This is a genomic window from Acinetobacter sp. AC1-2, from assembly GCF_016124155.1.
GTDB lineage: Bacteria > Pseudomonadota > Gammaproteobacteria > Pseudomonadales > Moraxellaceae > Acinetobacter > Acinetobacter calcoaceticus.
Genome location: NZ_JABFFO010000003.1, coordinates 37,971 through 50,631, shown reverse-complemented (window position 1 = coordinate 50,631; position 12,661 = coordinate 37,971). Strand labels below are relative to the sequence as shown.

At 40.4% G+C, this 12,661-nt stretch carries 9 protein-coding genes; 6 read left to right on the top strand and 3 right to left on the bottom strand.

The genetic code is table 11. The annotated features are described in order from the left end of the window. Positions 1-31 precede the first annotated feature (31 nt). Positions 32-922: an SDR family NAD(P)-dependent oxidoreductase gene (locus tag HL290_RS12160; protein ID WP_005044093.1), complete on the bottom strand. Its 891-nt coding sequence runs from the start codon at positions 920-922 to the stop codon at positions 32-34. A gap of 273 nt (positions 923-1,195) precedes the next feature. Further along, positions 1,196-2,473 carry an O-acetylhomoserine aminocarboxypropyltransferase/cysteine synthase family protein gene (locus tag HL290_RS12155; protein WP_198496595.1) on the bottom strand — a complete coding sequence of 426 codons (1,278 nt, stop codon included), beginning with the start codon at positions 2,471-2,473 and terminating at the stop codon, positions 1,196-1,198. Positions 2,474-2,769: 296 nt separating this feature from the next. Between HL290_RS12155 and ettA the strand changes: the two genes are divergently transcribed. Beyond that, positions 2,770-4,431, top strand: a complete 1,662-nt coding sequence (ettA, locus tag HL290_RS12150; RefSeq protein WP_003653862.1) for an energy-dependent translational throttle protein EttA — start codon at positions 2,770-2,772, stop codon at positions 4,429-4,431. 59 nt (positions 4,432-4,490) lie between these two features. Here ettA and HL290_RS12145 read toward each other — a convergent pair whose 3' ends face one another. Further along, a complete protein-coding gene (locus HL290_RS12145; RefSeq protein WP_198496594.1) occupies positions 4,491-5,183 on the bottom strand; it encodes a hypothetical protein in 693 nt (230 codons plus the stop codon). A 156-nt stretch (positions 5,184-5,339) separates the two neighbouring features. On the opposite strand from HL290_RS12145, the gene HL290_RS12140 reads away from it, so the two are divergent. The 5 genes from HL290_RS12140 (at position 5,340) to HL290_RS12120 (ending at position 12,653) form a co-directional block, all read left to right on the top strand. Then, on the top strand, positions 5,340-5,738 hold the full coding sequence (locus HL290_RS12140) for a cation efflux protein, CzcI-like (protein WP_198496593.1): 399 nt from the start codon (positions 5,340-5,342) through the stop codon (positions 5,736-5,738). Positions 5,739-5,792: 54 nt separating this feature from the next. After that, entirely contained in the window at positions 5,793-7,208 is a 1,416-nt protein-coding gene (locus tag HL290_RS12135; protein ID WP_198496592.1) for a TolC family protein, read from the top strand. 2 nt (positions 7,209-7,210) lie between these two features. Further along, positions 7,211-8,428 carry an efflux RND transporter periplasmic adaptor subunit gene (locus HL290_RS12130; protein WP_198496591.1) on the top strand — a complete coding sequence of 406 codons (1,218 nt, stop codon included), beginning with the start codon at positions 7,211-7,213 and terminating at the stop codon, positions 8,426-8,428. Then, positions 8,418-11,576 carry an efflux RND transporter permease subunit gene (locus HL290_RS12125; protein WP_198496590.1) on the top strand — a complete coding sequence of 1,053 codons (3,159 nt, stop codon included), beginning with the start codon at positions 8,418-8,420 and terminating at the stop codon, positions 11,574-11,576. Before HL290_RS12130 ends, HL290_RS12125 begins: the two co-directional genes overlap by 11 nt. A 132-nt stretch (positions 11,577-11,708) precedes the next feature. Next, positions 11,709-12,653, top strand: coding sequence for a cation diffusion facilitator family transporter (locus tag HL290_RS12120; RefSeq protein ID WP_017390939.1), 945 nt, complete (start codon positions 11,709-11,711; stop codon positions 12,651-12,653). Positions 12,654-12,661: the final 8 nt, after the last annotated feature.

Genomic DNA, 12,661 nt, shown 5'->3' with positions numbered 1-12,661 from the left:
TTAGATCCTAAATTATATTTTTAGCCGAAAATTACCAGTGTTCACCTGGGAAAATTCGTGCATATGCTTTTTGTGCCCAGTTCAACTTCTCGGTTTCTTGACCTTTTGCTGCATCCGAACTTGGGAATAAGCGGAAGCCAATCGACATAAACATATTGTTGATACCAGGCGCAACCGAATAAGTCATTGAAGCTAAACGCCCTAAGTTGGTTGCCATACGTTTTGGACGTTTCACAATTGCATAAGCAATTAAGTCAGCAGCCTGCTCAGGTGAAAGTGTTGGTACGTATTTATAAATTTTAGTTGGTGCAATCATTGGGGTGCGAACCAACGGCATATAGATTGAAGTAATCGCGATTTTATGTGCATGAACCTCAGCTGATAGGCAGCGGCTAAATGCATCAAGAGCAGCTTTAGATGCTACATAGGCAGAGAAGCGAGTCGCATTTGCTAACACACCAATCGAGCTAATATTAATAATTTGCCCATCTTGACGTTGAATCATATGAGGCAAAATATTGAGAACTAAGCGCACTGCGCCAAAATAATTTAACTGCATTGTGCGTTCAAAGTCATGGAAACGATCATAAGACTCATGTACGGCACGGCGAATAGAGCGACCGGCGTTATTAATTAAAATATCAATGTGATCAACCGTAGCTAAAATTTCTTTAGATACTTGATCAATCGTATCCATATCGTTGAGATCACATGGGAAAATTGATGCCTTACCGCCACGACTTTCAATACCTGCTTTTACTTCTTCCAAAGTTTCTTGAGTACGGGCAACAAGTAAAACATGAGCACCAGCATCAGCAAGTTTGTTTGAAATCGTTAATCCGATTCCACTCGAGGCGCCTGTCACTAAAATGACTTTATCTTGTACCTTTTCCTGGAACAGAGCTTCTAATTTTTTATTCACAGCATTTTACCTAAGTAGGGGCAGGGACTATTTATTCCGGTATGTAATTTTTATTTTTTACAACCGTAGGTTCATCCAAATGAACTCATAAATATAGCTCTTATCTTAATAGATGTTTAAAAATTGTCTAGTCTGTAAATATATGAAATTTAACAATTTATTTAGAGTAAAAACTCTAAAATAGTATCTTAATCCATTAATTATTTTTAGTCCTGTCATGAGCAGAAAATAAAAAAGCCTCTGTTTCCAGAGGCTTGTTAGATAGTTTAAAAGTTATACAGCTGAAAGCGCTTGTTCTAAATCGGCGATTAAGTCATTGATATGCTCAATACCAATCGAAAGACGTACCATATCTTCACTTACGCCCGCAGCTTTAAGTTCTTGTGCGTTGAGCTGGCGATGAGTTGTTGTTGCAGGGTGACAAGCTAAACTTTTTGCATCGCCAATATTTACGAGACGAGTAAACAGTTGTAGTGCATCGATGAAACGAGTACCGCCTTCGAGACCATCTTGCACGCCAAAAGACAAAATTGCAGAAGGTTTACCTTTTACATATTTTTGAGCCAGTTGGTGCTGTGGGTGATTTTTGAGGCCTGCATAATTCACCCATTTTACTTTTGGATGATTTTGCAAATATTCCGCAATTTTTTGAGCATTTTCAGTATGGCGTTCCATCCTTAAATTTAGAGTCTCTAGACCCTGTAAAATCAAGAACACACTTAAAGGGCTAATTGCTGCACCTGTATTGCGTAACGGAACGACGCGAGCACGGGCAATATAAGCTGCTTCACCTAATGCTTCAACATAATTAACCCCGTGATAACTCGGGTCTGGTGTGTTCAAAACTTTAAAGCGTTCCGGATATTTACCCCAAGGAAATTTACCGCTATCTACAATCGCACCGCCAATGCTATTGCCATGACCACCGATATATTTTGTAAGAGAATGAATGACAATATCAGCGCCATATTCAAAAGGTTTTAATAAAGCAGGGGTGGCAACGGTATTGTCTACAACGACTGGAACACCATATTCATGAGCAATTTTAGCAATAGCCTCTAGATCAATAATATTTCCGAGTGGGTTGCCAATCGACTCAACAAAAACAAGCTTAGTTTTATCATCAATTAAGTTACGTAAGCTTTCAGGCTTTTGGTAATCAAAAAATCGGACCTCAATACCTTGTTTCGGTAAGGTGTGGGCAAATAAGTTATAGGTTCCACCATACAATGTTGAGACTGAGGCAATGTTGTCTCCTGCTTCTGTAATGGTCTGAATGGCATAGGTAATTGCCGCCATACCAGAAGCCAAAGCTAAAGCGCCAATTCCGCCTTCTAGCGCGGCAAGACGCTGTTCAAGCACAGAGGTCGTTGGGTTCATAATACGGGTATAAATATTACCTTGAACCTTTAAATCAAAGAGGTCAGCGCCGTGCTGGGTATTATCAAATGCATAAGATGTGGTTTGATAAATAGGGACTGCAACAGCTTTTGTGGTCGCCTCTGGTGAATAGCCTGCATGAATGGCTAAGGTTTCATCTTTATAAGTCATGATTACTTCATCTTCGTGAGTTAAATATTGAGCGAGTCTAGCCTAAAACGAATAGAGAAAATTGCAGAAATTCTGGTTTGTTTTCCAATTTTAGGAATAAAGATAGAAAAATATACGCTGAAACCTTGTATAAATCTTATACATAAACATTTTGCAACTTATTGAAAAAGAAAATTGTTTGATAAATCCGTACGATGGAAATCATAACTTCAAGTCAAAGAGGTTTTCAGCGTATAATAAGCGCGATTATTTATCGCTTATTGCGATGTACTGGTTTTTCAATTGAGGAGTCCTGCGTGGCCCAATATATTTATACGATGAACCGAGTGTCTAAGATGGTTCCGCCAAAGCGCGAAATCTTAAAAGACATCTCTTTATCATTTTTCCCGGGTGCCAAAATTGGTGTGCTCGGTTTGAACGGTGCAGGTAAATCTACCTTGCTTCGTATTATGGCTGGCGTAGATAAAGATTTCTCTGGTGAGGCTCGTGCACAACCTGGAATTAAAATCGGCTATTTAGAGCAAGAACCACCGCTAGATCCGACTAAAGACGTTCGTGGTAACGTTGAAGATGGCGTGCGTGAAGCTTTAGATGCATTAGAACGTCTTGATCAGGTTTTTGCAGAATATGCAGATCCAGATGCAGATTTTGATGCACTTGCAAAAGAGCAGGAAAAATTAGAATCAATTATCCATGCTTGGGATGCACATAACCTAAACAACCAGCTTGAAATTGCTGCGGATGCTTTGAATCTTCCAGCTTGGGATGCAGACGTATCATTACTTTCTGGTGGTGAGCGCCGTCGTGTTGCACTTTGCCGTTTATTGCTTTCGAAACCAGATATGTTACTTCTGGACGAACCGACGAACCATTTGGATGCAGAATCTGTAACTTGGTTAGAACGTTTCTTGAAAGATTTCCCTGGCACTATCGTTGCGATTACGCACGACCGTTATTTCTTGGATAACGTGGCTGAGTGGATTCTTGAACTTGACCGTGGTATGGGTATTCCTTATCAAGGTAACTATTCTTCTTGGTTAGAACAAAAGAATGCTCGTTTAGAGCAGGAAAATAAACAAGAAGAATCTTTTGCTAAAGCATTGAAAAAAGAACTTGAATGGGTTCGTTCAAATGCTAAAGGTCAGCAAAAGAAAAACAAAGCGCGTATGGAACGTTTTGAAGAGCTTAACTCTAAAGAATTCCAGCAACGTAATGAAACATCTGAAATCTATATTCCACCTGGTCCACGTTTGGGTAACAAAGTTGTGGAAGTGGAAGGCATCAGTAAATCATTTGACGGTCGCTTGTTGTACGAAAACTTAACGTTTACCGTACCTCCAACAGCGATTGTTGGTATCGTTGGTCCAAACGGTGCAGGTAAAACGACTTTATTCCGTATGATGACTGGCGAACAGCAACCTGATACAGGTACTGTGACTCTAGGTGAGTCGGTTAAAGTTGCTTATGTTGGTCAGATCCGTGACACTCTAGATAATAATAAAACTGTTTGGGAAGAAGTTTCTGGCGGTTTAGATATCTTAAAAATCGGTGATTACGAAATCGCATCACGTGCTTATATCGGCCGTTTTAACTTTAAAGGTCAAGATCAGCAAAAACGTGTAGGCGAATTGTCTGGTGGTGAGCGTAACCGTTTACAACTTGCGAAGATCTTACAGTTAGGTGCAAACGTAATCTTACTGGATGAACCATCAAACGACTTGGATATTGAAACTTTACGTGCGCTTGAGGATGCAATTCTTGTATTCCCTGGTACGGTAATGGTGGTATCACATGACCGTTGGTTCCTTGACCGTATTGCGACACATATCTTGTCATTTGAAAATGAACAGCCAGAGTTCTACGCAGGTAACTATGCTGAATATGAAGCATATCGCCAGTCACGTTTAGGTGATGACGCTGCTCAAAAACGTACCAAATACAAAAAAATTAGCGGTTAATCTCTGTTAATTAAAAAAACCAGCCTGAGGGCTGGTTTTTTTTTAGGAATCTCAGTGCTTTATTTATTAAAGTCACCATGTAAATCTGCCCATATTAAAGAGGGTGCAAAGACAATTACATCAAAGGTCATTGCTAAAGGGTACAAAACCTTGCGGGTAGCACGCTTGAATGGATGTTTCTTAGTTGTTTCAATTTTTTCCTGTAATTCAACTACGTATGGAGTTGCTAGTTTTTGTTGAATATCTTTTAGGTCTTTAGCTTCATAAAGCTGGCCTTTGAAAAGAATATTAATATAGGGATATGGGGTATTCTCTTGAGCTTGGAGCATGGCAAAATTCTGTTTAAAACCCAAATCCTTTAATATATCTTTTTGTTTTTCATTTAGATTTCCCATGCGGGTATTATAGCGAACCTGTATTACTCCGTGAAAATGATTTGGATCATCCATAGTGAGCACAAGTGGAGAGGGGATATTAAGCGTTCTTTCGGTGGCTGGAATGGTTTTAATAATTTTTAGAAACTCTGCGCTACCATCAGTCATTAAATAATTATAGTCTTGACCTATAAATACTAATCCTTGTTCCTGCTGATTTTTAACTGCCTGTCCTAGGGCAATAATTTGATCTGTTTTTAAAGTATTCGTCTGAACTTGGGTTGTTTCATCGGGTAAGGCTGATGATAGCATTGACGTTGCACAGCCAGTTAAGCCAAGGCAAATTGTTAATATAGATGCAGAAAAAAGCTTGTACATAATGATTACTCAATAATAAGTTATTTTTGTCTCGTCTAACGTGAGATAAGTTCTAAATTAAAAGGTGGGGGTATGAATCGAGGTTTTGTAATTTTATTACATGCCTACTGCCTGTTATAGTGGCTTTGTTCAACTTTTTAGTTTAATGGTGCGCTTTTGCCACGTTCCGCAATTTTTATGTCCGTCTTGTTTAGTTTGCTCATATTCCAGAGTTTATGGAATGTGGCAGCGGCATTTTGCGCGCATGAAAATCAGGAAAAAGCATTGCATCATTTCGGGCATCATGCAGCTTTGAATGTTTATCAATCTTCACATCAAACGCATGCTGAACAGAACGATGCTGGAAACACCTCTCATAAGGCTCCTTTAAATTTGCAAGATCACCATGATCATTTGCCTTCATGTTTTCATGTTGTGATGACTGAAGTTGCAAAACAAGCTGAAGCACCTGTAGTCCATGTGCAGGAACTCTCACAAATTTATCACTGGTCTAATTCTTACCAGTCACCCCATCTTACTGCTTTAAAACCTCCTCCTGTTTTGACCCCGCTATAGGTGGGGTAGCCAAAATAAGCCCACCGCATCTCTTATTTATTGCGGGGCAAAAACATGTCTTCTATTTTTTCAAATCGAGTGAGTTCTACTTATCACTTAGAGAGTAACGTTAAGATAACGTTAAAAAAAGTTTTAACCATCTCAAGTCTATCTGTTGCCATGCTATTGGCTGCACAAGTAACGATGGCTCAGTCTGAGATTCAACAAGAACGTTATATTCAAAAAGCAGCGTTTACTTTTGACCAAGCCTTAGAGCAGGTACAAAAATATCAAAGTCAGCAAGGTGTTTGGCAAGCACAGCAGCAAATGGCTGAGGCTAATTTAAAGCAAAGTCGTTTATGGGCCAACCCAAGTCTTTCCATTGAGCAAACAGGTTTCCAGAGTGATCAAGAAAAAGAACTCGCAATTGGTATCTCTCAGCCTCTAGATATTTTTGGACAACGTAAGGCGGCGCAAAACTTGGCAAAAGTGGAAATATCAAAAATTGATTTGGCTGAGCAGCGTTATCAAGCTGAACTTGGATTAATCGTTAAATATTTTTGGTCGCAAGTGGCTTTGCTTGAGCTTGAAAAGTCTCTCATTGGTGAGCAGCTAGAAGTGAGCCAAGAAAATTTACTAGCATCGGAAAAACGTTATCAGGCAGGCAGTATTGCTCAAGTTGATGTAGACCGAGTGCGTATGTCTCACTTGGAAAATCAGCGCTTATATCAACAAGTCGATTTAAAACTCCAAGTTGCGAAACAGCAACTAGTGAATTTATGGGGTGGTGGTTCAAGTCAGTTTCAGCTATTCCAAAGTCCAAACCAATTATGGGCGCTGGCAGCAAATGTAGAACCAAGCCAAGATTCACAAAATAATTTATTGGAGCGCTCTTTCCAGTTAGATTCTCTTGCACAGCAAGCCAATATTCAACAGCTTAAAGCAAAAGCAAGACCACAACCTACCGTAACTTTGGGTATTAATAACACTCGCTCTCCAGAGCAGAGTACAGATAACCAAATCCGTTTAGGCGTAGAAATTCCTTTAAATCTTTTTAATCGCCAACAATATGGAATCAAGATTGCTCAAGCCAAGCAAGAGCTGTCTCAACGCCAACAAAGCTTTTATCGACAGCAGAATCAAGCAGATATTGAGACTTTGATGTCTGAATTGAAAGGTTTACGCATCCAGTTTAAACAACTGAATGATCAGCAAGTTCCTCTTGCGGCTCAAGTTCAGCAAAAAACATTACAAGGTTTTCGTTTGGGTAAGTTCGCCGTTACCGATGTTCAGCAAGCCACCATGCAATTGCAAGACGTGCGCTTACGTAAAGTCGAGCTATTAAAACAGGCTTGGCAAAACTCAATTGAAATTCAAAGTTTGCGTCTTGGGTTAGAACCAGAACAGATCATGGCGAAAGATGCCTTAATGCAATTGAATCAACGTGCTTGGCAACAAAGCCAATCATTCCCAACTCAGGCAGGAGAATAAAAATGTCGGTAAATTTAAAGAAAAATTCTCAATGGCTTTGGGTGGGAGTGATTGCAGCAGTCACTGCAATATTAATCGGTTTGCTCGTTTTAAATTCAAAAAATAAATCTAATTCTTCGGAAGCATCAGAAGGCCACGGGCATGCTGAGGAAGAGGGTGAAGAACACCATGATGAGGGTGAAAAACCATTGATGCTCACTGCTCAACAAATGCAGGAACAAAATTTAAAAATTGAACAAGCTGAAGTAGGTGAAGTTCCTCAGCTTCAAACTTACCCAGCCAAACTGGTTGTAAATACTGACCGTCAAGCCCATGTCTCTCCAAGTTTTAGTGGTCGTGTCGAAGCGGTCTATGTTGAATTGGGGCAACAAGTTAAAAAGGGTCAGGCTCTCGCAAGTTTATTGGTTCCAGATCTAGTCGATCAACAAGCCAATTTACAAATTGCACAGTCTAATCTTGATTTAACGCGTCAGGACTATGAACGTGAACGTAGCTTATGGTCTCAGGGAATTTCTGCTAAACAAGATTATCAAAGAGCTTATAACGCTTACCAGCAAGCCCAAATTCAGGTTAAAGCAGCTCGCTCACGCTTAAGTGCATTCGGCGCAGGTTCCGGTTCAGGAGGACGCTACACCTTAACAGCTCCAATTGCTGGCACGGTGAGTAACAAAGATATTGTGGTGGGTGAAAACGTACAGCTTGCAGATCAGCTTTTTATTATTAATCAACTTGATCAGTTGTGGCTGGAATTTATTTTACCAAGTACCACGAATATGAATGTGCAGCCAAATCAGCAAATTGAATTTAAATCTTTGCAAACTGGGAATGTATTTACTGCACAGGTTCAAAGCTTAACAACAGAGGCTGATGCTCAAACAGGGCGTTTACAAGTCCGTGCAAAGGTCTTAGCAAATAATAGTGAATTACGTCCAAACCTAATGGTTAACGTTGAGCTAAATTCAGGTTCAACGCAAAAAGTAACACGTGTAAAAGTTCAAGCGATCCAGCAAATTGAAGGTAAAGACGTTATCTTTACTCCAAAAATGGTTAAAACAGGCTTTGAGTTTGAACCTGTCACAGTACAGTTGGGGCAACGTTCTAAAGATGGACAGTGGGTCGAAGTAGTAAAAGGTATTAATCCAAGCCAGCGCTATGTTGCAGAAGGCAGCTTCTTGCTGAAATCCGAACTGGAAAAAGGAGAGGCGGAGCATGGACATTAATAAACCCGAACTGCCCAAACCCGCAGGACTGTTTGACAGAGTTATTCAGTTTGCTATTCAAAATGCTATTTGGGTCATGCTATTTGTGCTGACGTGGATTGGAGTCGGAATCTGGAGTTATCAAAAGCTTCCTATTGATGCGGTTCCAGACATTACCAATGCTCAGGTCCAGATTAATACTCAAGCAAATGGATATACGGCTTTAGAGGTCGAACAGCGGATTACCTATCCTATTGAAAATGCGATGGCCGGAATTCCTAATCTGGAACAGACTCGCTCTATTTCCCGTTATGGACTTTCCCAAGTCACCATTATTTTTAAAGATGGAACAGATATTTATTGGGCAAGACAACTGATTAACCAGCGTTTACAAGAGGCGGACGGACAACTACCTGAATCAGTTGATCCAGTTATGTCTCCTGTTTCAACGGGATTAGGTGAAATTTACCAATGGGTCGTAAAAGCAAAATCTGGTGCTAAAAAAGCTGATGGTACAGCCTATACAGCTATGGATTTACGCGAAATTCAGGATTGGATTGTACGTCCCCAATTACAGCGGGTGAAAGGCGTAGCCGAAATTAACAGTATTGGGGGCTACAATAAAACCTATATTGTTTCTCCTGATTTAAAACGTCTGCAGCAGCTTCAGATTTCAATTAATGAATTTCAAACTGCTTTGCAAGAAAATAATGAAAATCGCGGTGCAGGTTTTATTGAAGAGAATGGCGAGCAACTCACGGTTCGTGTTCCGGGCATGTTAAGTAATGTTGAGGATATTCAAAATATTACTGTAAGCACTAAAAATGGTTTACCAATTCGTGTGGCAGATGTGGCGAATGTCTCTATTGGGCATGATTTAAGAACAGGTGCCGCAACTTACAATGGTGAAGAAACTGTTCTTGGCATAGCCATGATGATGATGGGAGAAAACAGCCGTACCGTTGCTCAGGCGGTTGACGCCAAAATTAAGGAAATCCAATCTACCTTACCTAAAGGTGTAGAAATCGAAACGGTTTATGACAGGACGAGCTTGGTAAACAAAGCAATTGCAACAGTACAGAAGAACCTTGTAGAAGGGGCGATTCTGGTTATTGTGATTCTGTTTATTTTCCTTGGAAATTTCCGAGCAGCTTTAATTACTGCCTGTGTTATCCCGCTTTCGATGTTATTTACCCTGACAGGTATGGCTGAACAAAACATTAGTGCCAACCTGATGAGCCTAGGAGCGCTTGATTTCGGGATTATTGTAGATGGGGCGGTTGTTATTGTAGAGAACTGTATTCGACGTCTAGCAGAAGCACAGCATGCTTTACATCGACCACTTACACGCACTGAGCGATTCAAAGAAGTTTTTCTTGCAGCAAAACAGGCCCGCCGACCGCTTATTTTTGGGCAAATGATTATTTTAGTGGTCTATTTACCTATTTTTGCCTTATCTGGTGTTGAAGCCAAGATGTTCCATCCAATGGCAATGACCGTGGTTATGGCGTTATTGGGTGCCATGATTCTTTCTGTGACATTTGTACCTGCGGCAGTTGCTCTTTTTGTTACGGGTGAAGTGAAAGAAAAAGAAACACGTTGGATGCTGCTTTTAAAGCAGAAATATCGAGATATTCTCGATCAGGCTTATCAACTTAAGATTGTGGTTCTTAGTTTTGCATTAAGTATTTTAGTGCTTACTGGTGTGTTAGCGACCCAAATGGGCAGTGAATTTGCTCCCCAGTTAAGTGAAGGTGACTTCGCCTTACAGCAAATGCGTTCACCTAGTACAGGGCTCGAGCAATCATTGCGAATGCAAGAAAATACTGAAAAGCTCATTTTGAAAAACTTTCCAGAGGTAAAAGCTGTTTTTGCGCGAACAGGGACAGCTGAGGTTGCAACTGACGTGATGCCACCTAATATCTCTGATGCAGTCATTTTACTTAAACCTCATGATCAATGGCCAAACTCTAAAGAAACGCTAGATGAACTACGTTCGCGTATGCAGGCTTTCTTGGCGACATTACCGGGCAATAACAGCGAGTTCTCTCAACCGATTGAGCTGCGTTTTAATGAGCTGATTTCAGGCATTCGTAGCGATATTGGCGTTAAGATTTTTGGCGATGATATGCAAGTGCTTAATGAGCAGGCTCAGACATTGGCCCAAAAGATACAGACGATTTCTGGTGCTACAGCGGTTAAGGTAGAACAAACGAGCGGTTTGCCTGTGTTAAGTATCGAAATTAATCGTCCTTTGGCCGCGCAATATGGATTATCTGCCAAAGCCATTCAAGATATTGTGGCGGCAAGTGTCGGTGGACAAAATGTAGGGCAGATTTTACAAGGTGATAGACGGTTCGATTTTGAAATTCGCTTAGAGGATCAGCAACGTACCATTCAAAATTTAGCCCAACTTCCGATTCAATTACCAAATGGCGGTCTAATCCAGCTTCAAGATGTCGCTAAAGTTGAACGTACCTCAGGCTTAAATCAGGTAGGACGTGAAAATGGTAAGCGCCGTGTCATTATTACCGCTAACGTAGAAGGCCGCGATTTAGGGTCATTTGTTCAAGAGTTAAGAACAACGCTCGCAAAAGAACAACTACCAGCAGGGTATTGGTTGGAATATGGTGGTCAGTTTGAAAATCTAGCCTCAGCTGCTGCACGAATGAAAATTGTTGTTCCATTAGCGCTTGCTATGATTTTCATTTTACTCATGGCTGTATTCCATAACATTAAAGAAAGTCTGTTGGTGTTTAGCGGCGTTCCGTTTGCTTTGTCGGGTGGCATTATCGCGCTTTGGCTGAGGGATATTCCACTTTCAATGTCGGCGGGTGTCGGTTTTATTGCTTTATCGGGTGTTGCTGTTTTGAATGGCCTGGTGATGCTGAGTTTTATTAAAGAGCTTAGAGAAAACTTTGATATTCAAACTGCAACTTGGAATGGGGCGATTTTGCGCTTAAGACCTGTACTCATGACGGCTTGTGTTGCCTCGCTTGGTTTTATTCCAATGGCTTTGGCAACAGGAACCGGTGCAGAAGTGCAACGACCTTTGGCAACGGTTGTTATTGGTGGCATTATTTCATCTACGATATTAACTTTGGTTTTATTACCAGTAATTTATCGATGGATGAATGAAAGCAAAGCGAAAAGCGCTGAGCATTCATAATGTCATCGATTTGAGATATCTTTTTTGATTACAGAACTTGAGTCAAAAAAGTGTTTGAAAGAGGTAAAAATAATAATGCATTCATTGTTACTTTTACCTCACCATAAAGATAAATAATAAGGAGTCCGCAACATGGGTGGACAACATGATCATAGTCATGCCGTAGTCACTGAAGGTAATGCTAAAAAATTAACAATTGCCTTAGCTCTTACTACAACGTTTTTAATTGTTGAAGTCATTGCAGGTTTAATCACACAAAGTTTGGCATTGCTCTCTGATGCTGCACATATGTTTACAGATGCAGCTGCTTTGGCAATTGCTTTGGTTGCCATTCAAATTTCAAAACGTCCCGCTGATAATAAGCGTACTTTTGGCTATCAGCGCTTTGAAATTTTGGCAGCTTTATTTAATGCGCTCATGCTCTTTGTGGTGGCAGTTTATATTTTATATGAGGCCTATATCCGGTTCTCTAAGCCACCTGAAATCCAAAGTGTGGGTATGCTTATTGTGGCAACGGTTGGCTTAGTAATTAACCTCATTTCAATGAAAATTTTAATGTCGGGCGCTAACTCTAGTCTAAATGTTAAAGGTGCTTATCTAGAGGTCTTAAGCGACGCATTGGGTTCGGTAGGAGTGATCATCGCGGCAATAACGATTTATTTCACCAACTGGTACTGGATTGACACGCTTATTGCCGTACTCATCGGCTTTTGGGTATTACCAAGAACATGGATTTTGCTTAAACAGAGCATTAATATTTTGCTCGAAGGTGTGCCAGAAGAAGTGGATATTGAGAAATTACGTACAGATCTGCTTTCTTTAAATGGCGTTGAAAGTATTCATCAACTTAAAGTATGGGCCATTACGTCTAAAAATATTCATTTAACGGTGCATTTATTTGCGCCAGAAGCAGAGCGTACAAGGCTTTATAATGAAGCAGTTGAAATGCTATCTCATGAACATGGGATTGCAGAGGTTACTTTGCAAATTGAAGATGACGAGGAGATTAACTGTCAGCACACTGCCCAGCATGCTCCTCATGAACATGCTGACGAAGCACATTCACATCAGCATTAAACTGATGT